At 64.9% G+C, this 18,909-nt stretch carries 20 protein-coding genes; 9 read left to right on the forward strand and 11 right to left on the reverse strand.

All coding sequences use genetic code 11. The features are described 5' to 3' along the window. Positions 1-21: 21 nt before the first annotated feature. The gene (locus tag ACE3UG_RS05060) at positions 22-546 is read left to right on the forward strand and encodes a single-stranded DNA-binding protein (protein WP_374620514.1); all 525 of its coding nucleotides are present in this window, start codon (positions 22-24) and stop codon (positions 544-546) included. Between the two features lie 47 nt (positions 547-593). On the opposite strand, the gene ACE3UG_RS05065 is transcribed toward ACE3UG_RS05060, so the two are convergent. Genes ACE3UG_RS05065 through ACE3UG_RS05075 form a run of 3 tightly spaced genes read right to left on the reverse strand, consistent with a single transcriptional unit; the run spans position 594 to position 2,395 of the window. Then, on the reverse strand, positions 594-1,175 hold the full coding sequence (locus ACE3UG_RS05065) for a DUF2878 domain-containing protein (RefSeq protein WP_374620516.1): 582 nt from the start codon (positions 1,173-1,175) through the stop codon (positions 594-596). Between the two features lie 6 nt (positions 1,176-1,181). After that, positions 1,182-1,697 (reverse strand): chalcone isomerase family protein, encoded by a 516-nt coding sequence (locus tag ACE3UG_RS05070; protein WP_374620519.1) that lies wholly within the window; start codon positions 1,695-1,697, stop codon positions 1,182-1,184. An 11-nt stretch (positions 1,698-1,708) separates the two neighbouring features. Further along, the gene (locus tag ACE3UG_RS05075) at positions 1,709-2,395 is read right to left on the reverse strand and encodes a lipocalin family protein (protein ID WP_374620991.1); all 687 of its coding nucleotides are present in this window, start codon (positions 2,393-2,395) and stop codon (positions 1,709-1,711) included. Between the two features lie 226 nt (positions 2,396-2,621). Here ACE3UG_RS05075 and ACE3UG_RS05080 point away from each other — a divergent pair, with 226 nt between their 5' ends. Beyond that, positions 2,622-3,515 carry an alpha/beta hydrolase gene (locus ACE3UG_RS05080; protein WP_374620522.1) on the forward strand — a complete coding sequence of 298 codons (894 nt, stop codon included), beginning with the start codon at positions 2,622-2,624 and terminating at the stop codon, positions 3,513-3,515. A 46-nt stretch (positions 3,516-3,561) separates the two neighbouring features. Further along, positions 3,562-4,146, forward strand: coding sequence for a fasciclin domain-containing protein (locus ACE3UG_RS05085; protein ID WP_374620524.1), 585 nt, complete (start codon positions 3,562-3,564; stop codon positions 4,144-4,146). Between the two features lie 173 nt (positions 4,147-4,319). Here the strand turns inward: ACE3UG_RS05085 and ACE3UG_RS05090 are convergent, their stop codons facing one another. After that, on the reverse strand, positions 4,320-4,550 hold the full coding sequence (locus ACE3UG_RS05090) for a hypothetical protein (protein WP_374621015.1): 231 nt from the start codon (positions 4,548-4,550) through the stop codon (positions 4,320-4,322). A 15-nt stretch (positions 4,551-4,565) separates the two neighbouring features. Between ACE3UG_RS05090 and ACE3UG_RS05095 the strand changes: the two genes are divergently transcribed. Both ACE3UG_RS05095 and ACE3UG_RS05100 read left to right on the forward strand, forming a co-directional pair. Further along, positions 4,566-5,123: an HD domain-containing protein gene (locus ACE3UG_RS05095; RefSeq protein ID WP_374620994.1), complete on the forward strand. Its 558-nt coding sequence runs from the start codon at positions 4,566-4,568 to the stop codon at positions 5,121-5,123. A 124-nt stretch (positions 5,124-5,247) separates the two neighbouring features. Continuing rightward, positions 5,248-6,519, forward strand: coding sequence for a Zn-dependent hydrolase (locus tag ACE3UG_RS05100; RefSeq protein ID WP_374620526.1), 1,272 nt, complete (start codon positions 5,248-5,250; stop codon positions 6,517-6,519). A 10-nt stretch (positions 6,520-6,529) separates the two neighbouring features. Here ACE3UG_RS05100 and ACE3UG_RS05105 read toward each other — a convergent pair whose 3' ends face one another. Then, positions 6,530-7,267: a GntR family transcriptional regulator gene (locus tag ACE3UG_RS05105; RefSeq protein WP_374620529.1), complete on the reverse strand. Its 738-nt coding sequence runs from the start codon at positions 7,265-7,267 to the stop codon at positions 6,530-6,532. A gap of 237 nt (positions 7,268-7,504) precedes the next feature. On the opposite strand from ACE3UG_RS05105, the gene ACE3UG_RS05110 reads away from it, so the two are divergent. Continuing rightward, entirely contained in the window at positions 7,505-8,959 is a 1,455-nt protein-coding gene (locus tag ACE3UG_RS05110) for a 2-hydroxymuconic semialdehyde dehydrogenase (RefSeq protein WP_374620531.1), read from the forward strand. A 191-nt stretch (positions 8,960-9,150) separates the two neighbouring features. Here the strand turns inward: ACE3UG_RS05110 and ACE3UG_RS05115 are convergent, their stop codons facing one another. The 3 genes from ACE3UG_RS05115 to ACE3UG_RS05125 all read right to left on the reverse strand — a co-directional run bounded on the left by ACE3UG_RS05115 (position 9,151) and on the right by ACE3UG_RS05125 (position 13,162). Continuing rightward, entirely contained in the window at positions 9,151-10,356 is a 1,206-nt protein-coding gene (locus ACE3UG_RS05115; RefSeq protein ID WP_374620534.1) for a PLP-dependent aminotransferase family protein, read from the reverse strand. A 164-nt stretch (positions 10,357-10,520) separates the two neighbouring features. After that, complete coding sequence (locus ACE3UG_RS05120; RefSeq protein WP_374620537.1) at positions 10,521-12,020, reverse strand: aldehyde dehydrogenase family protein; 1,500 nt, start codon at positions 12,018-12,020, stop codon at positions 10,521-10,523. Positions 12,021-12,136: 116 nt separating this feature from the next. Further along, positions 12,137-13,162: a DUF1338 domain-containing protein gene (locus ACE3UG_RS05125; protein WP_374620540.1), complete on the reverse strand. Its 1,026-nt coding sequence runs from the start codon at positions 13,160-13,162 to the stop codon at positions 12,137-12,139. A gap of 168 nt (positions 13,163-13,330) precedes the next feature. On the opposite strand from ACE3UG_RS05125, the gene ACE3UG_RS05130 reads away from it, so the two are divergent. After that, entirely contained in the window at positions 13,331-14,269 is a 939-nt protein-coding gene (locus ACE3UG_RS05130; RefSeq protein WP_374620543.1) for a LysR family transcriptional regulator, read from the forward strand. Here ACE3UG_RS05130 and ACE3UG_RS05135 read toward each other — a convergent pair. Further along, positions 14,254-14,913 (reverse strand): YitT family protein, encoded by a 660-nt coding sequence (locus tag ACE3UG_RS05135; RefSeq protein WP_374620545.1) that lies wholly within the window; start codon positions 14,911-14,913, stop codon positions 14,254-14,256. The two genes, ACE3UG_RS05130 and ACE3UG_RS05135, sit on opposite strands and share 16 nt — an antisense overlap. A 146-nt stretch (positions 14,914-15,059) precedes the next feature. After that, positions 15,060-16,157, reverse strand: coding sequence for a branched-chain amino acid aminotransferase (locus ACE3UG_RS05140; protein ID WP_374620547.1), 1,098 nt, complete (start codon positions 16,155-16,157; stop codon positions 15,060-15,062). A gap of 414 nt (positions 16,158-16,571) precedes the next feature. On the opposite strand from ACE3UG_RS05140, the gene ACE3UG_RS05145 reads away from it, so the two are divergent. Then, positions 16,572-16,925: a hypothetical protein gene (locus ACE3UG_RS05145; protein ID WP_374620549.1), complete on the forward strand. Its 354-nt coding sequence runs from the start codon at positions 16,572-16,574 to the stop codon at positions 16,923-16,925. Between the two features lie 13 nt (positions 16,926-16,938). Here ACE3UG_RS05145 and yfcF read toward each other — a convergent pair whose 3' ends face one another. Continuing rightward, entirely contained in the window at positions 16,939-17,613 is a 675-nt protein-coding gene (gene yfcF / locus ACE3UG_RS05150) for a glutathione transferase (protein ID WP_374620551.1), read from the reverse strand. Positions 17,614-17,822: 209 nt separating this feature from the next. On the opposite strand from yfcF, the gene ACE3UG_RS05155 reads away from it, so the two are divergent. Then, positions 17,823-18,722 carry a LysR substrate-binding domain-containing protein gene (locus ACE3UG_RS05155; RefSeq protein ID WP_374620554.1) on the forward strand — a complete coding sequence of 300 codons (900 nt, stop codon included), beginning with the start codon at positions 17,823-17,825 and terminating at the stop codon, positions 18,720-18,722. Positions 18,723-18,909 lie beyond the last annotated feature (187 nt).

Consider the following 18,909-nt stretch of genomic DNA (forward strand, 5'->3'; position numbering starts at 1 on the left):
AGCAATACCGGAGAGAGTTTTATGGCATCAGTCAACAAAGTGATCCTGGTCGGCAACCTGGGTGCCGATCCCGAAGTCCGCTACATGCCGAGCGGCGATGCGGTCGCGAACATTCGTCTGGCGACGACCGACCGTTACAAGGACAAGCAGTCTGGCGAGTTCAAGGAGCTGACGGAATGGCACCGTGTGTCGTTCTTCGGCCGTCTTGCCGAGATCGTCAACGAGTACCTGAAGAAGGGCTCATCGGTGTATATCGAAGGTCGTATCCGCACGCGCAAGTATCAGGCGCAGGACGGCACGGACCGTTACAGCACGGAAATCGTGGCGGATCAGATGCAGATGCTCGGCGGCCGTAGCGGTGGTGAAGGCGGCGGCGGTGGCGGCGGTGGCGGTTACTCGCGCGGCGCCGGCGACGAAGGCGGTGCCGGCGGTGGTGGCTATTCGCGTGGCGGTGGTGGTGGTGGTGGTGGTGGTGCCCGTCAGCAAGCGCCGGCCAAGCAGCCGGGCGGCGGCTTTGACGACATGGATGACGATATCCCGTTCTGACGCGAGCTTCTCTGTCAGGCGAGACCGAAAACCCCGGAGACCGACGGTCATCGGGGTTTTTTTGTATCGGAAGACGCGGGCGGCCCCGACCCTATCGCAGCGCCCAGTTCGATCAGGCCGGCCAACATGACCGCCCATCCGGCGCCGATCAGCGCGTACGTTCGCCAGATGTCGATGAACTCGACGGCCCCCAATGCCGATCCCGCGCGAAACGACAGCGGACCGCCCACCGCACCCAGCAACGCACATAACACGCGGCGATGGCGCAACGACGAGAAGACGGGGTTGACCTGCAATGCGAACAAGGCCCATAGCCCGGCCATCCAATACGGTGCGTAGCCGCGGACGATCACACCATTGGGGTAGGCAATCCAGCCGGTACGAAAAACGAAGGACTCCCATCCGAAACCAAGCACGGTGACGACGATGAGGAACCCGGCCTCGCGAAGCGGCCGCCGGACCAGGCGCAGATGACCCGCCGCCATGGCGGCTACAAGCGCGACGCCTATCCATGCGTCTCCCTTGGCGGCACTGAGCACGCACGTGAACCATCCCACCTGGCCGAGCACAACGTAAAGCAGGCCATGGTAACGACCGGAAAGCGCTGGGCTGCGTCGTCGCGATACCACGGCCGCTCAGGGGCCTTCGCCCAGCAAGCGTTTGCGAAGCGAGGGCGCCCGCGTGTTCGGGTCGAGCCAGATGCCGAAGAATGCCCGGGCAAACGCCAGGTCGGGAACGTCGGCCTTCAACGTCCCGTTCGTATAGAAACGCGCCCCGCGCCCAGGCAGATAGACCCCGCAAAGCTCGTCTCCGCGCGACACGTCGCCGAACGCGCGCCGCATGTCGCGGCGCCATGCGTTTAGCGTTTCGTTCGCGATCGGACGCGGTGCCAGGCGCTGCATTTCGTCGATGCCGGTCGAGACGATCCGCTCCCCACTGACGCTTCGTTCATAGGTGAGGACAAGTGCAAAGGGCGTGTCGGCCGAGACGGGGGGCTGCGTCGACCAAAGCTCCGCCTTGTACAAGCAGAAGCCCAGGATGCAGAATTCGCCCGCGCCAATGCGATGGGCCGTTGTCAATGCGTCGCGGCATCCCGACCACGCGGGCAAGGTGGTGAGCGTGCCGGCCAGACACACGATCACGCTTGCCATCAGGCTCGTTCTCATTCGCGCTGCCCCGGCGTGGCGAAGCCCGGTTGCCCCAGTTGCCCGGGAACCTGGGGGACGCGCCGGAAGCGCGTGGTGTCGTAACCCATCGCCTCGAAGCGGGACAGCATGGCCCGGTAGGTCGCGTCGTCCATTACCGGCTCGCGCGAAAACACCCAGCCCAACGATTTATCGGGGTAGCCGAGCAGCGTGTAACGGTAGTCGGGATCGACGTACACCGTGAGCTGTGAGACGTAGATAGGCCAGAACAGCCGAACCCGCCAGTGCCCGCCGCCGCTGCCCGGGACCACGCTATCGAGGAACTGGTAGTGGCTCTCGGGTTGGTCGAACCCATTCTTACGGCCATAGAAGTGATCGTCGATCTTGCCATCGGCGCGCAAAATCCACTCGGCGCGGCTGGCGACAAAGTCGCGTTCGGCGAAGTAGGGAATGTTCGCGATCACGTACCACGTGCCCATGTACCGCGCCAGATCGACAGGCACCGTCTGAAGCGGGACGTCCGCGCGCGGATTGGGGTTGGGCGGCGCGCCGGAGCAGCCCGCCAAGAGCAGGGTTGCGCCGGTAGTCAGTGCGACCGCAACGTTTCGAGCGCGTCTGCCGGCGCCGTATACGTACCATCGACGACGCCTTGCGGCGTGAAGCGCGAGCGTTAGTCCAGCAACTGCAATGACGGCGGCAATCATCATGCGGGCTCCGAGGCGGGGGGAACTCTGTAGGTACGTATACGAGGGGCGCGAACTTGCGGATGCAGCAAAAAACAAAAAATCGTCAGACTTCGCGTTCGAATTGCATCCGCTCGGCGATCGCGCGCGTATTCACGAAAGCGAACATTCGGTGGGTCCGCCCTATCCGTGCTCGTTTCGCGTGATCAGACGAATCGAACCTCCTCCCCAATCGACAGGAAAGACTATGGTGAATGTCTCGCTCGGCGCGATGTTGGCGCTCGCGCTAACCTGCGTAACGTTGTGCGCATGTAGTCCCGTCACGCTCGTGAATGCGCTTACGCCGCGGGCGACTTATCGCGACGTAACAGATCTCGCGTACGGTACGTCCGAGCGGCAGCGGCTTGACGTCTATTTGCCGGTGGGCCATGACGCAACCGGTCGCGACATGCCGGTGGTGGTGTTCTTCTATGGCGGCAGTTGGCAGAACGGCCAGCGTGAGGACTACCGCTTTGTCGGCGAGGCGCTTGCCTCGCGCGGATTCATGGCGATCTTGCCGGACTATCGGACTTATCCCGAGGTGACCTTCCCGGCTTTCATGGACGATGCCGCGATGGCGGTGCGCTGGGCCCGAGATCGTGCGCCCGAATTCGGCGGAGATCCTGCAAGGCTGTTTCTCATGGGCCATTCCGCAGGCGCGCAGATCGCGGCGCTTCTCGCCACCGATGCCCGCTATTTGCAGGTCGACGGACTGGGAAAGTGCGATATCGCTGGCGTGATCGGACTTGCCGGGCCCTATGACTTTCTGCCGCTGCAAAGCGACGTGCTGCGCCGGATCTTTCCCGAGCCGACGCGACGTGCGAGCCAGCCGATTCATTTCGTGACGGGACGGGAGCCACCGATGTGGCTGGCCGTCGGCGATGCGGACACGGTGGTCGACCCCGGCAACACCGAGCGCTTTGCCCAGCGATTGCGAACGATGAACGACCAGGTTGAAGTCCGCCACTACGACCTGGGACACGCGATGCTCCTGGGAACGCTCAGCGCACCGCTCAGACGATACGCGCCAGTGCTGGACGACATCGCGACTTACGTAAATTCATTTCCGAAACATGCATCCGCGCGTCCGGTCTGTCCGTAATTACAAGGGCTTCCGCTTTGCGAAGCGCCATCAATGGGGTGAATAAATGAAGACTCGATACGCAACCGGATTTCTGCCGGTCCTCGTGGCAACGTGCTGTGTGTTCGGATGGCAAGTCAGCGCGTCCGCCGCGCCCATGGACAGCGGGGAGAAGACGGTCATGGTCGGCGGTGCGGCGATGTACCCTTCGAAGAACATCATCGAGAACGCGGTGAACTCAAAGGACCATACGACCCTCGTCGCGGCAGTGAAGGCTGCCGGGCTTGTCGAAACGCTCTCCGGTCCCGGCCCGTTCACCGTGTTTGCGCCCACGAACGAAGCCTTTGCGGCGTTACCGGCAGGCACCGTTGACACGCTGCTGAAGCCGGAAAGCAAACCGACGCTCGTCAAGGTGCTCACGTATCACGTGGTGCCGGGCCGTCTCACCGCACACGACTTGATGAAAGCGGTCGAGCACGCGGGCGGCAAGGCCATGTTGAAGACCGTCGAAGGCGATTCGTTGACCGTGACGCAAAACGGCGGTCATCTGATGGTGACGGATGACAAGGGCGGCGTGGCGCACATTTCCATCAGCAACGTGATGCAATCAAATGGCGTGATTCACGTCGTGGACAAAGTGCTGATGCCCTGACGTTTCCCCGATCGTTCGCCAAGCGCGTTGCACTCAGGCGAGCGATCGAGGATAGGGCTGTGCGATTGGATGGGCCGGGCACCTGCGAGGGTGCCGGGTGTCGACGCGAACCGCGTGCGGGCCGTCGGTTGGCGACGGGCGAACCCCGGAGACCGTAAGGGCTCCGGGGTTTGTCAGGGTTTGTCATATACGCGGCCAGCGATGGCGCGCGCCGGATCGGTAAAATCGCAGACGTTCCTATCGTCAATGTCCTCTTCGCCATGCTGCAACAAGCCTTCAGCCCTTATGAGAAAACGATTGCTGCCGTGCTGCAGACGCTCAACGTCGCGCGACAGGCGGGCCGCGACGACAAAAGCGAAGGAGATGGCGGCGATGACAGCGATGACAGCGATGACGGCGCGCATGACAGATCGCATCTGATTCGCGTGTGGACGCTGGTGAAGGACATTGCAACGAACGAGACGGCCGTCGATCTCGAAATGCTCGCCGTCGCCACGCTGCTTCACGATTGTGTGCCGGTGGAGAAGACCGACCCGCGACGTGCGCAGGCGTCGCGCCTTTCCGCCGACAAGGCGAGCGGCATATTGCAGGCGTTGGGGTGGCCCGATGCGCGCGTCCGGGCCGCCGCGCATGTCATCGAAGCGCATAGCTTCTCTGCGGGCATCCCCCCCAGATCGCTCGAAGCCTGCATACTGCGCGATGCCGATCGGCTCGACGCCATTGGCGCCATCGGCATCGCACGCACGTTCTACGTTGCTGGCCGTATGGGGTCCCGCCTGTACGATCACGCCGACCCGTTCGCCGAACGGCGTGCGCTCGACGACCGCCGTTTCTCGCTCGACCACTTCGAGACGAAGCTCTTTCGTCTGGTCGACGGACTCACGACACCGGCCGGCAAGGCGATAGGCGAGCGGCGCGTTGCGACGATGCGTGCCTTTCTCGAGGTGCTGCGCGCAGAGATTTCGATGTCGTCGTGATCGCTGCGTTCGTTGACTTCGCGAACGGCAGCGCGCCGCTCGCGCGCCGCAGATCCCGATGGCCGTGGGTCTAGCCAAGGGTGCCGTGCCCTCAACACCTCAACCGAAACGAGTGCTTCGCCTCATGCCCGATAAGAACACCGCTGCTGCCCTTCGATTGAATGGCCTCGTCCTGTTGCAGCAACTGCGTGAGTTGGGCGAGATCGGCGCCGATCCCGTCGCGGGCGGACGAACCCGTGTCGCCCTCACCGACGCCGAGAAGGCCGGTCGCGACCGGCTCGTCGCGTGGATGCGCGAACTCGATCTCGACGTGCAGATCGATCGCATCGGCAATATCTTCGGCACGCTTTCGCCCGCCGTGGCAGACGCTCCGGGCAAGCCGTCGCGTCCGCTCATGATGGGCTCGCACATCGACACCGTGGTCAACGCGGGCGCGCTCGACGGCTGTTACGGCGTGCTCGCCGGTCTGGCCGTCGTGCGGGCGTTTCGCGATGCGGGCCGGACGCCGTTGCGACCGATGACCGTCGCCGCGTTCACCAACGAGGAGGGCGCGCGTTTTCATCCGGACATGATGGGCTCGCTGGTTCACGCGGGGGGCTTGCCGTTGGACGAGGCACTCGATGCCATCGGCACCGACGGTGCACGTCTGGGCGACGAACTCGCGCGCATCGGCTACGCCGGGGCGATGCACCCGGGCACACTCGTGCCCCACGAGTATCTCGAACTGCACATCGAGCAGGGGCCGATTCTCGAGGCAGAAGGCCTGGAGATCGGCATCGTGGAAAGCCTTCAGGGCATCTCCTGGCAGCAGGTCACCGTGCAAGGCAACGCCAATCATGCGGGCACCACGCCCACGCGTCTGCGTCACGATGCCGCCTACGCCGCCGCAGCAGCGGTCGCCGAACTGCGCCGCATCGCCGTCGACTCGGGCACAACGCTCGCGACCGTCGGCACGATGCGCATCGAGCCGGGCGTCATCAACGTGATTGCGCGCAAGGCCGTGTTCACGGTCGATATGCGCGACCCGGACGAACAACGCCTGGTCGCAGGCGAGGCGCGATTCGCGCGCTTCCTGACGAAGCTGGCGCACGACGAGGGGGTGCGCATTTCGACCGAACGTCTCGCGCGCTTCTCGCCGGTGGTCTTCAACGCCGAGTTGACCGACGCCATCGAGGCGAGCGTCAAGCGGCTGGGCCTGTCATACAAGCGCATGACGTCGGGCGCGGGCCACGACGCGCAAATGATCGCGCGCATTGCCCCGGCGGCGATGATCTTCGTGCCAAGCCGCGGCGGCATCAGCCACAATCCGCGCGAGCATACCGATGACGATCAACTGGTGCGTGGCGCCGAAGTGTTGCTCGACGTCGTGGCGCAGCGCCTGGGCGCGACGCGATAAGCTCGCCGCGTTACCGGGAATTGACGACGGCTTCGGGCAGTTCGCGTACGGCTTCAAGCGTCTTGCGAATGTGCGCCGCGAGCAGGGCCGACGCCTTGTCGGCATCGCGCGCCAGGCAGGCCTCGAAGAGGGCTTGATGTTCTGCGTGGACATCGCGCGGCACCGGCTGGTGCGTGATCGACAAACGCCGGTAGCGCTCGGACTGGCGATACAGAATCGCCAGAAAGTGGTGCAGCCAGCGCGACGGGCACGCCCGGATCAGCGTTTCATGAAACGCGCGATTGCGCGCCTCCCATTGGGCAAACTGGCCGCCGTCTCCGCGCGGCCCGTCTCCCAGCCGCTCCTCGGCGAGCGCGAGCAGGTGAAACGCGCTCGTCAGATCGGCTTCCCAGGCGTCGTCGCCCAGCGCGATGGACTGACGTAACGCCGCCGTCTCCAACTGCACACGCGTCTCGGTGATGTCGACGAAGTCGGCGAGCGAGATGGACGTCACCCGAAATCCGCGATGCCCGTGCTGAACGACGAGGGCGTCGGCCACCAGTAGCGCCAACGCCTCACGCAGCGTTCCCGCACCGACCTCGTAACGATCCTTCAGATGCTCGACGCGCAGCTTCTCTCCCGGCGCGAGCCGCCCCTCGACGATGTCGCTGCGCAGGCGCATGTACGCGCTTTGCGCCAGCGTGGTGTCGCCAGCCTGAGGGGAAGTCTGGATGGAAGTCTGGACGGAAGACGGGGTCGGACGATGCATGCGCGGCGGGAATCGAGGGAAGTGCCGAGATTATAAGCAGCTTCGTTTCGATTTTCGCAAAATCGATAAAATATCGAGATAAATAAAAATTCTCGAGAAAAAGTTGACGAGAACGCGGAAGCGGATTTATCGTGTGCTTCATGCCGCTGTCCCCGGAACACGGGGTATGCCGAGTGACGCTGCACGCGCCCCGGCCTGGCAGCCCCATCCCGAAGCAACCGACAGAACGAGAGAGATATGAAGGAATTCCAGAACTTCATCGACGGTGAGTGGGTGTCGAGCCCGCGCACCTTCGAGAACCGCAACCCGGTCGACAACAGCGTGATCGGCCGCGTGCATGAAGCCGGTCGCGCCGAGGTCGATGCCGCCGTGCGTGCGGCCCACGCCGCGTTGCAAGGCCCCTGGGGCAAGATGACGGTCGCGCAGCGCGTGGCGTTGCTGCATGCCGTGGCCGACGGCATCAACCGCCGTTTCGACGACTTCCTTGCCGCTGAGATCGCGGACACGGGCAAGCCGCACGGTCTGGCCAGCCATCTGGACATTCCACGCGGCGCCGCGAACTTCAAGGTGTTCGCGGACATGATCAAGAACGTGCCGACGGAGTCGTTCGCGATGACCACCCCCGACGGTGGCAACGCGCTGAACTACGGTGTGCGCACGCCGCGCGGCGTGATTGCGGTGGTGTGCCCGTGGAACCTGCCGCTGTTGCTGATGACGTGGAAGGTCGGCCCGGCGTTGGCGTTCGGCAACACGGTGGTGGTGAAGCCCTCGGAAGAGACGCCCGCCACGGCCACGCTGCTGGGCGAGGTCATGAACGAAGTCGGCGTGCCGCCGGGCGTCTACAACGTGGTGCACGGCTTCGGCCCGGGGTCTGCGGGCGCGTTTCTGACCGAGCATCCAGGGGTGAACGGCATCACATTCACGGGTGAGACGCGCACGGGCGAAGCGATCATGAAGGCGGCCGCGAATGGCGTGCGTCCGGTGTCGTTCGAACTGGGCGGCAAGAATCCCGGCATCGTATTTGCGGATGCAGATTTCGATCAGGCCGTCGCAGGCATCGCGCGTTCGAGCTTCGATAACAGCGGTCAGGTGTGTCTCGGCACGGAGCGTGTGTATGTGCAACGCCCGATCTTCGAGCGCTTCGTGGCGGCGCTCAAGGCGCGTGCCGAGTCGCTGAAGCTGGGCGATCCGTACGCGCAAGGAACGAACTTCGGCCCGCTCGTCTCGCAGGTGCATCGCGAGAAGGTGCTGTCGTATTACGCCAAGGCGCGCGAAGAAGGCGCGACGGTCGTCACTGGCGGTGGCGTGCCCGAGATGCCGCCGTCGATGAAGGACGGTGCGTGGGTGCAGCCGACGATTTGGACTGGCCTGCCGGAGACCGCTTCGGTCATCCGCGAAGAAATCTTCGGGCCGTGTTGCCACATCGCGCCGTTCGACACGGAGGAGGAAGTCGTCGCAATGGCCAACGCCACGCCGTACGGCCTGGCCGCAACCGTCTGGACGTCGGATGTCGGTCGCGCGCATCGCATGGGCGCCGCGCTGGAGGTCGGCATCTGTTGGATCAACGCGTGGTTCCTGCGCGATCTGCGCACGGCGTTCGGCGGCGCCAAGCAATCGGGCATCGGTCGCGAAGGCGGGGTTCACTCGCTCGAGTTCTATACCGAATTGCGCAACGTTTGCGTGAAGCTCTGAGCGCAGACGCCAAACGCCAAGGGCCGCGATGTCCATCCCTCCGGGGATGACCCTCGCGGCCCTCGCCGTCATCCTGCTATCCCTTTGCTATCGCCGCGATATTGCTTCGGATCGCTTCGGATCGCCATCGAAATAGCGTCGAAATAGCTTCGATGTCGTTTGCGTCTGGCGACTGCCCGGTCGCTGCGTGACTACCCCACCGACGTGCCGGTCGCGTCCAATGCGCGCGCCAGTCGTGTCACGCCTTCCTCAATCGCCGTGACGTTCGGTGCGGCAAACGATAAACGTAGCGTTGCCTCGTCCGCGTTCTCGGCAAAGAAGGCTGTGCCGGGTACGAACAACACCTTCTCGGCAATCGCGTGCGGCAGCAGCGCGCTCGTCTTCACCGCTGCGAGACGCGCCCACACGAACATCCCGCCCTGCGGTGCGTGGAACTCGATGGCATCGCCCAACTTGTCGCGCAGCGCGCCGCACATCGTTTCGCATTTGTGGCGATAAGCCTCGGTGATGGTTGGCAGATTCCGCGTCAACGCGCCGTCCGCGAGATACTCGGCCGCTACGGCTTGGGTCCACGGCACGCTGCACAGATCGACGGTTTGCTTTGCGACGACACATCGGCGCGCGATCTCCGGCGGCGCAACCGTCCAACCCACACGCAACCCCGGCGCGACGATCTTCGACAGGCTCGAGAAGTGCACCACCCAGTCGCGCGATCCGGGTACCTCGGCCGTCAGGGCGAGCAAGGTCGGCACCGCTTCGCCTGCGAAGCGCAAGTCGCCGTACGGGTCGTCTTCAACGATGATGAAGCGGTACGCCACCGCCAGCTTGAGCAGGGCAATGCGCCGCTCGCGCGAGAGCGTGGCGCCGGTCGGATTGGCAAACGTCGGCACGGTGTACAGCAGCTTCGGCACGGCGATCTGGCCGTCGTGCAGCCTTGCCGCCAGATGCTCGACATTCAGGCCGTGCGCATCGACAGGCACCGTGACGATCTTCGCCTGCTGGAGTCGCAGCGCCTGCAACGTTGCCGGATAGGCCGGCTGCTCGGTCACGACGACATCGCCCGGCGCAACCATCACGCGCAGCAGCAAGTCCAGCCCTTGTTGCGAGCCTGTCGTCACCACGAGTTCGTCGGCGCTGCATGTCGCGCCACGCGACGACATCAGTGCGACGACCTGGGCCTTGAGTTCCGCCAGGCCGTCGGTCGGGCCATATTGCAGGCAGCGCGTTGGTTGGGCGAAGGCGCGCGCCTGGGCCGCCGCAAGACCGTCGACGTCGAACAGGTCGCTTGCGGGATATCCGCCCGCGAACGAGATCATGCCCGGCTCCGACAGGTATTTGAAGAGTTCGCGAATCGGCGAGCCGGCCGGATTGGCGAACGGGGAAGTGAATGCGTACATGGAGGCCTCGCTACAAAAAGCGCGACGGATTTCGGCGACTTCGGGAGGAGGCGCCGAACGCATCTGCCCTGTTGGCACGATGCGTCCGGCGCTGACAGACGTTGCAGCAGTCTCCGGGGCGTGGCGCATTGGAATGTGCGACGCCGGGGTCTGCCTGCGCGACTTCACTCGATCGAGAAGTCGATACCTTGCGCGAGCGGCAGGGCGGAAGAGTAGTTGACGGTGTTGGTCGCACGGCGCATGTAGCCCTTCCACGCGTCGGAGCCCGACTCGCGGCCACCCCCCGTTTCCTTCTCGCCGCCGAATGCACCGCCGATTTCCGCGCCGCTCGGACCGATATTGACGTTGGCGATGCCGCAGTCGCTGCCCGACGAGGACGTGAAGCGCTCGGCTTCGCGCAGATCGGTGGTGAACACACACGACGACAGGCCGTGCGAGGCGGCGTTGTTGGCGTCGATGGCGTCGGAGAAGTCGCGGTACTTCAGCACGTACAGGATCGGCGCGAACGTCTCAGTGAGCACGATCTCCGTCTGCGACGGCATTTCGACGATGGCAGGGCTCACGTAGAAGCCGTTCTCTGCGCCCGCGACGGCACGACGCTCGCCGCCGGTGACCTTGCCGCCCTGTGCGCGCGCCTTGTCGAGGGCGTCCTGCATGCGCTTGAACGCGCCTTCGTCGATCAGCGGACCCATGAGGGTGCCGCGTTCGAGCGGGTTGCCGATGGCCACCTTGCCGTACAACGTCTTCAGACGCTCGACCGTCTTGTCGTACACGTTCTCATGCACGAACAGCCGGCGCAGCGTAGTGCAACGTTGACCGGCGGTGCCTACCGCCGAGAACAGAATGCCGCGCGGGGCGAGTTCCATGTCGGCGCTCGCGGTCACGATGCCCGCATTGTTGCCGCCCAGTTCCAGGATCGAGCGGCCAAAGCGGCGCGCGACTTCCACGCCGACCTTGCGGCCCATTTCCGTGCTGCCCGTCGCGCTCACAATGGCCGAGCGCGGATCGGCAACGAGTGCCTCGCCCACGTCGCGACCCCCGACGACGAGGGCGGTGAGGCCTTGCGGCGCATCGCCGAATTCGGCGATCGCCTCTTCCATCAGCTTGTTGACGGCGAGCGCGCTCAGCGGAGTCTTCTCCGACGGCTTCCACACGACGGCATTACCGCACACGAGCGCGAGCGCAGCGTTCCAGGCCCATACGGCCACCGGGAAGTTGAAGGCGGAGATGACGGTGCACACGCCCATCGGGTGCCACGTCTCGGCCATGCGGTGGCCCGGACGCTCCGACGCGATGGTCAGGCCGTACAACTGACGCGACAGGCCGACGGCGAAGTCGCAGATGTCGATCATTTCCTGCACTTCGCCCAAGCCCTCTTGCAGGATCTTGCCGGCTTCGAGCGTGACGAGCGCGCCCAGCGCCTGCTTGCGCTCGCGCAGCTTTTCGCCGAGCAGGCGCACCAGCTCGCCGCGACGCGGTGCGGGCACGTTGCGCCATGCGGTAAACGCGGTCTGGGCGCGGGCGAGTGTGGCTTGGGCATCGGCCACCGAGGCGCTGGCCACGCGACCGATCAATGCGCCGTCGATGGGCGAATGCACGGCGATGTCGCCAGCGTCGGCCAGTCGGGCAATGCCCAGTTCGTTGAGGATGGAAGTTGCGTTCACGTTGGTACCCCTATGGAATTCAGTGTTGGCCGCCGGTACCGTTCACCGGCGTCGGCAGGTGAGGACGCAGCCTTGGGCGCACAGGCGTATTGTGCGCCGAGGCTGCGCAGGCGCGTTTACTTGGCGTTGGCCGTCATTTTGAAAATACCCTGCGCGTTGCCGGCATCGAACCGCAGGTCGGTCTTCCAGCGGCGCTCGACCGTGTCGAATTCACGATGTCGCGTGATGAATTCGTAAAACGAACCGGGCACCTCGCGGGTCACGAGCTCGCCGTCCTTACCGCGGAACTCGCGGCGCACGGTGTCGGCGCGGTAAGCCGTCTGGAACACGCGGCCCGAGCGCGAACGCTCCACCTCGGGCTTCATCGGGCGGCCCTTGGCCTTCTCGGCGTCGGACAGCGCGAACACATCGTCGACGCGGTCGGTCGCATGGTTGAACGCATTGCCCTCGGTTGCGATCCAGGCCATTTCTGCGGATTCTGCCAGCAGCAGTTCGTAATCGGCTTCGTCGGGGATGTCGTGCTGACGTGCAAACGCGCCGACGATCACCGGCAGCAGGGCTTGCGCGCTTTCGAGCGGCAGCGTGCCATCACGCTCCAGTTCCCAGAGCTGAGCGACGGCCGCAGGCGTGAGCGGATCTTTCGATGTACCGACGACACGCGACACGGCGTGCTGAAACGTCTCGGAGAAACGCTCCGGATGCAGCTCGCTCACGAAGAATTGCGAAATCTCCTCGGGGGCGTCTTCGTGCGCGTAGGCTCGGCCGGTCATGCCGAGACGATCGAGCGGATAGCGCCCGTTCAGGCGGAAGCCCAGCGGACGCAGAATGCGCGTGAAGGCGGCTTCTCCCGGCGGCAACGCGCCATTGCGCTCCCAGCGCACGGTGCGCAGCGCGCCGTGATCGAAATACACGCTGCCGCCGCTGGCAATCGCTTCTTCCGTGTAGGTGCGCCCGTTCGGCGAGCGCGACAGCAGCCCTTCGAACAACGCCATGTTCATCGCTTGCGCCAACTCGGCGCGGGTCACGCGCCCCGGCTCGCAGTCCGCCAGGATCGACGGCGAATTGAGCGTGGCGAAGAGCGCGTCGGCGCGCGCTTGCCCGATCAGGGAGACCAGCAGGGACAGCACATTGGCATTACGCATCGGATCGTCTCGCGAAGAGGATGCCGTCTCCGACAGCATCGCAGGGGGGGCAGGGCATGGCTCGGAGCGCCTCACCCCGTGCCTTCTTGCAGTGACAGCATTATTGGAACGGATCGCGCTGACGTAAAGCGAGATAAAATTGCCACTTGATGCGTTTTTGGAATCAACATGCGCAAATTCAAGACCCCTGGAACGGCGGCGCTGCTGGCCTTCGAGGCCGCCGCCCGGCATGAGAGCTTTACCCATGCGGCGCGCGAGCTGTTCCTGACGGAGAGTGCCGTGTCGCGCCAGATCGCCACGTTGGAGGCGCAGCTTGGTGTGCGGCTGTTCGTGCGCGCCAAACAGCGGGTGGTGCTCACGCGCGCCGGACGCCTGTATGGCACGCAAGTGCGCCGCACGCTGGAGCAACTGGATCGCGATACGCTCTCGATCATGGCGCACGGTAGCGGTGGCGGGTATTTGGAGCTGGCGGTGCTGCCAACGTTCGCTTCGGAGTGGTTGATTCCGAGAATGAAGGACTTCGATGAGCGCTACCCGGACGTGCGCGTGAACATGGGCGTGCACACCGACCTCTTCACGTTCGACGACACGCACTTCGAAGCGGCCATTCACTTCGGGCAGCCCACGTGGCCGGGCACCTCGTCGGACTATCTGTTCGGTGAGGCGGTGGTGCCGGTGTGCCGACCGTCGTTACTGAACGGACCGGTGCGCACGGCCGCCGAGCTGCTGACGTATCCGTTATTGCACTCGACGACTCGCCCGAACGCGTGGACGCAATGGTTTGCCGAGCAACGCATCGAGGACAACCGCACCGTGCAGGGCGTTCGCTATGAACTCCACACGATGCTCATCGCGGGCGCGGCCGCCGGGCTGGGTATCGCGCTGGTGCCGAAGTTTTTCGTCGAAGGTCAGTTGGCGACGCTTGGCCTGACAATTCCGTTCGACGTGCAGAGCGTGGTCGAATCGGCCTACTACCTCGTGTATCCGACGGAGCTCACGCACGGCCGGCCGCTGAGCGTGTTCCGTGCATGGCTGTTGGCGCAGGCGAGTGCCTATCGGCCGGCGGGACTGGACGGTCCGGCCGGCGCGGCTCAACGTCCGGTGTAGCGGCCCGGTCGGTGCCACGCGACTACCATGGCGCTCATGGCCACCGCCGAGAGCCCGGACCACGCGACGCGTGCGACCGGGAGGGTGGTGAGTGAGGCGAGCAGAATCGTCGCGTCGATACACACCTGGGTGATGCCCGCGTTGATGCCGCGCTCCCGTTGCAACCACAGCGTGACGATACCCGTGCCGCCCACGCCTGCCCCGTGGCGCGCGAGCGCCAGAATGCCCATGCCGCACAGTGTGCCGCCGACGAACGCAGCGAACAGCGGATTGACAAAGGCGACGTTGAACGTCTGGGGCATGGCCGCGAGGGCAAAAGTGATGCCGACGCTCGCGACCGTGGACTTGAGCGCGAAGCGCGGGCCCATGGTGAAGTATGCGAACAGGAAAAACGGGATGTTCACCAGGGTGAAGATGGTGCCCACCGAGAGAGGCAAGACATAGGAGGCGAGCAGCGCAATGCCGGCCACGCCCCCGGTGACGAGTCCAGCCGCTTTGAGCAGCACCAGACCGACCACCACAAATGCCATGCCGATGACCATCGCATAGATGTCTTCGAGCACGGAGTGCGGGACGCCGATTGTGTCGGTTGCCGCAATGGCGCTGCGAGTGCTGCTCGCGATTGCGCCCGAATGATGTTCCATGATCTTCACGTCAAGTACAACAAGACGGCGCGCCCGACTCTCCTGGTGTCGCGGCGCGCCGCCGATGGTTTCCCGCGTCGCTGTCTCGGGCGACGCGCAGCTTTACAGCTTGTTATGTCGACAACCTCGTCGAATTCAACGTGCGATTACGCAACGTGGTGCACCCAGCCGAACGGATCGGCGACCTTGCCGCGTTGAATGCCCGTGAGTTGATCGCGAATGCGCTTGGTGACCGGGCCTTCGCCACCGTCGCCAATGGTGAATTCGCCGTTGGCGTGACGCACCTGACCGATGGCTGTCACGACCGCTGCCGTACCGCATGCGAACGTTTCCTTCACACGGCCGCTGGCGGCGTCGGCTTGCCACTGCGCAAACTCGTACGGCGTTTCGTTGACGCGCAAGCCTTCACGCTTGGCCAGTTCGATGATCGACGCACGCGTGATGCCCGGCAGGATGGTGCCGGAGAGCGGCGGCGTCTGGAGCGAGCCGTCGTCCATCACGAAGAAGACGTTCATGCCGCCCAGCTCTTCGATCCAGCGATGCTGCGCGGCGTCGAGGAACACGACCTGGTCGCAGCCCTTGGCGCTCGCTTCGGTCTGCGCGATCAGGCTCGCGGCGTAGTTGCCGCCGCACTTCGCCGCGCCGGTGCCGCCCGGGGCGGCGCGCGTGTACTGGTCCGACACCCACACGGTCACGGCGGACTTGCCGGGCTTGAAGTACGGGCCCACCGGGCAAGCGATCACGCAGAAGATGTATTCATGTGCGGCGCGCACGCCCAGGAAGCTCTCCGAGGCGAACATGAACGGACGGATGTAGAGGCTGCTGCCTTCTGCGCCCGGGATCCATGCGCGATCGATGTCGACGAGCCGTTCCACGGCTTCGAGGAACACGGCTTCCGGCAACTCGGCCATCGACATGCGCTGCGCCGACTCGCGGAAGCGCCGGGCATTGGCTTGCGGGCGAAACAGCGAGATCTTGCCGTCTTCGCCACGATAGGCCTTCATGCCTTCGAAGATCTCCTGCGCGTAGTGCAGCACGGCGCACGCGGGGTCGATCTCGAACGCACGGCGGGCCTCGACCTTCGCGTCATGCCAGCCCGTGCCCTCGGTCCAGCGAATCGTGACCATGTGATCCGTGAAGACGCGGCCAAATACCGGGTTCGCCAACTTGGCGGCGATCTGGTCGGCAGGGGTGAGGTTGGCGTGCGGCTCCACGACAAAACGCAATTGATTATCGGCGCTCATGTTTCTTCAATGTCTCGGCAGAGGGGGCTTCAGTCGTCAGTGCCGTTAACGTAAACGGCAAGGTGGCGATATTTTCCTCCTTTCGGCCCCTGCCTGTCGACTGAATTCACTGATCGGGCCGCATCCGCCGGCTTTACGCGGCGATTGCGCCGAAAAACATCGGAATTTGGCTGATTTTCGCAAGAAACGTGCGAGATTTCGCTGCCAAGGCCGCCTGATGCGGTGCGGCGCAATGGGGGTGTAACGGCGTGTAAAAAAAACGTTTCCGTTCACAGGTCGGCCGGTGCTCGACATTTAACATTGGAAGCGGATGATGTCGGAAACACCGCAGATTCGCCGACTGTGCGCCCCCATTGGGGGGGCTTCGGAATTGCGGAAATGCTCGCTCAGCGAGTGCAAAGGAAGCGCAGACAGATGAAATCGTCAACCATTCGGATGTTGCGCGCGTACCTGCTCGTGGTCTCGCTGGGGGCTGCCTGCATCGACGCGTGTCTGGTGATCGCCATGTTCGTGTTCGACGTGCCCGAGCGCATCTTCACCACCGCCGACTTCCGTATCGCGATGGCGGCATCACTGCTGCTGCTGATTCTCGCGTCGCGCTCGCTGGCGGCCGCTGCGTATCAGGCGGCGATCGCCAGCCGCCATGCGGCGGTGGATGCAACGCAGGGCCGGTGCAGGGTCGCATTGCGCGACGACTGTCCGAACCGTCTGCTTGTGCTGCTTCACATCCGCATCCACAGGCAACGGCTGGCGATCGTGGCCGCCTGAGGCGCGTCACGGCTCAGGCGGCTTCCTTGGCGCCGGTCGCATCGCCCGGACGCGGCGGGCGCGTCATGGCCAGCCATTCCTGCACCGCGGGGCGGGCGAATTGACGGCGCGCATACTCGGCCAGCGCGGGTGGCACCACGTCGTCGTTGTACACAAGCCGGTTGAGCATCAGCGCAAGCTCGACGTCTGCGACACACCACTTGTCGAAGAGCGACATACGGCCGTCGGGCAGCAGGTTCAGGGCAATGGCGATCAGCTTGCTCGCGGCCGTGTAGCCCGCGTCCGAGAGCGGCGTGTCCACCGGCCGATAGAAGATCACTTCCGTAGAGCGCTCCTCGCGCAACGCGCCCAGATCGCTGCGCAGCCACGCCTGCACCTGACGCGCGCGAGCCCGGTCGCGCACCTCCGTCGGATACACGGGCGCCTCGGGTGAAATTGCATCGAGATACTCGGTGATGGCCGACGATTCGGACAGCGTGAAGCCGTCGTGCACGAGCGTGGGGACGCGCCGCGTGAGCGAGAGGTCCGCGTAGCGGGTCTCGAACTGTGCACCCTGCACGAGATCGACGGTGCGCAGTTCGAACGGAAGACCTTTCTCTCGCAGCGTGACGAAGACCGACAGTGCATAGGGGCTCGTGAATCGAGCGTCCACATAGAGCATGAGCGAGGCGGGGGCAGCGGCTGACACGATGGACTCCTGGAATGGAAAGCGCGGGCCGCGCCGATGTGCGATGAATGCCCATCCGACGTCGGCGCAACGGCCCGCAAGCCCTTATGTTGCCGCACGCGGACGGTGATAAGCTACTGCACAAATCGCGGGTGAGCCGTGCGTTCGGTTCACACCTGCCGCCCCGTCTTCGCGCCTATTGCTTCGCGCCTATCGCTTCGACCCTACCTATGAACAGTCTGCACCGTGCCCGCCCGCCGCTGGCCAACCTCGAGACGGTCTGCCTCGTTGCGCGTCACGGCTCGTTCACGGCGGCGGCGGCCGCGAGCGGCCTCACGCACGGTGCCATCAGCCGCCGGGTCGGGGCGGTGGAAAACTGGCTCGGCTGCGCGCTCTTCGAGCGGCACGGCCGGGGCGTGAGCCTCACGTGCGACGGCCAGCGCTTTCTCGGGCGCATCGAGCATGCGTTCGACGTGATCGATGCGGCTGCCGACCAGTGGCATCAGGCGCGCAAGGCCCCGGCCGTGCGTCTGAGTGTCGTGCCGTCCTTCGCCAAACTCTGGTTGCTCGAGCGGTTGCGCTCGCTCGAGGCGGGCCAGCCGTTCATCGATATCCACGTCACGACCGAACACCGCAATGCCGACGTGGGTGCGGGAGAAGTCGACATCGCGCTGCGCTATGGTCGCGGCGGCTGGGCAAGTGTCGACGCCGAGCCGCTGATGTCCGAGATGCTGTACCCGATCGCATCGCCCGAGATCGCGCATCGGCTTGAGGGGGCGAGCATATCCGACCTGCTCGCGATGCCGCTGCTGCACGACTCCGATCTGACGGGGTGGCGCGCGTGGTGCGGCGTGCACGGTGCTTCGCTGCGGCCGCGTGCGCGCGACCGGCGCTTCGAAGACTACACGGTGGTACTCGCAGCGGCGGAAGCCGGGCTGGGCATTGCATTGGCCCGCGCGCCGCTGGCCGACGACTGTATCGCGCGCAGTCGTCTCAAGCGCCTGTCGGACGTTGAAGTCGACTCGCCGTTGCGTTACCACATCGTGACGGCCAAGCGGGAAAAGCGTCCGGAAGTGCTCGAAGTCATCGCGCGCTTGCACGCGGCGGCGCGTGCGGGGGCGCACCCGTGAATATCACGAACGCGACGCCGCGCGTGGCCGGGGTTTCCCGCACTGCGCACGGGGTCGGACGTTGCCTAGAATGCGGGGCAGTCCCGGCGGCGCGATGCGGGTCCACGTCGTCGCGTGCCTACGAAGAAACGCGACAAGACGTTCGTGCGTCCCGGGTTTGCGGCGCGCCAACCGGGGTGCGCTCACC

The sequence above is a fragment of the Pandoraea sp. genome, from assembly GCF_041919235.1.
GTDB lineage: Bacteria > Pseudomonadota > Gammaproteobacteria > Burkholderiales > Burkholderiaceae > Pandoraea.

Bases quoted from the DNA above. Each gene is read 5' to 3' on its own strand.
- ACE3UG_RS05140 (WP_374620547.1), bottom strand. From the start codon at position 16,157: ATGAGCGCCGATAATCAATTGCGTTTTGTCGTGGAGCCGCACGCCAAC.
- ACE3UG_RS05080 (WP_374620522.1), top strand. From the start codon at position 2,622: ATGGTGAATGTCTCGCTCGGCGCGATGTTGGCGCTCGCGCTAACCTGC.
- ACE3UG_RS05130 (WP_374620543.1), top strand. From the start codon at position 13,331: ATGCGCAAATTCAAGACCCCTGGAACGGCGGCGCTGCTGGCCTTCGAG.
- ACE3UG_RS05060 (WP_374620514.1), top strand. From the start codon at position 22: ATGGCATCAGTCAACAAAGTGATCCTGGTCGGCAACCTGGGTGCCGAT.
- ACE3UG_RS05155 (WP_374620554.1), top strand. From the start codon at position 17,823: ATGAACAGTCTGCACCGTGCCCGCCCGCCGCTGGCCAACCTCGAGACG.
- ACE3UG_RS05110 (WP_374620531.1), top strand. From the start codon at position 7,505: ATGAAGGAATTCCAGAACTTCATCGACGGTGAGTGGGTGTCGAGCCCG.
- ACE3UG_RS05105 (WP_374620529.1), bottom strand. From the start codon at position 7,267: ATGCATCGTCCGACCCCGTCTTCCGTCCAGACTTCCATCCAGACTTCC.
- ACE3UG_RS05070 (WP_374620519.1), bottom strand. From the start codon at position 1,697: ATGGCAAGCGTGATCGTGTGTCTGGCCGGCACGCTCACCACCTTGCCC.
- ACE3UG_RS05145 (WP_374620549.1), top strand. From the start codon at position 16,572: ATGAAATCGTCAACCATTCGGATGTTGCGCGCGTACCTGCTCGTGGTC.
- ACE3UG_RS05135 (WP_374620545.1), bottom strand. From the start codon at position 14,913: ATGGAACATCATTCGGGCGCAATCGCGAGCAGCACTCGCAGCGCCATT.
- ACE3UG_RS05090 (WP_374621015.1), bottom strand. From the start codon at position 4,550: ATGCGCGCCGTCATCGCTGTCATCGCTGTCATCGCCGCCATCTCCTTC.
- ACE3UG_RS05125 (WP_374620540.1), bottom strand. From the start codon at position 13,162: ATGCGTAATGCCAATGTGCTGTCCCTGCTGGTCTCCCTGATCGGGCAA.
- ACE3UG_RS05085 (WP_374620524.1), top strand. From the start codon at position 3,562: ATGAAGACTCGATACGCAACCGGATTTCTGCCGGTCCTCGTGGCAACG.
- ACE3UG_RS05115 (WP_374620534.1), bottom strand. From the start codon at position 10,356: ATGTACGCATTCACTTCCCCGTTCGCCAATCCGGCCGGCTCGCCGATT.
- ACE3UG_RS05100 (WP_374620526.1), top strand. From the start codon at position 5,248: ATGCCCGATAAGAACACCGCTGCTGCCCTTCGATTGAATGGCCTCGTC.
- ACE3UG_RS05075 (WP_374620991.1), bottom strand. From the start codon at position 2,395: ATGATTGCCGCCGTCATTGCAGTTGCTGGACTAACGCTCGCGCTTCAC.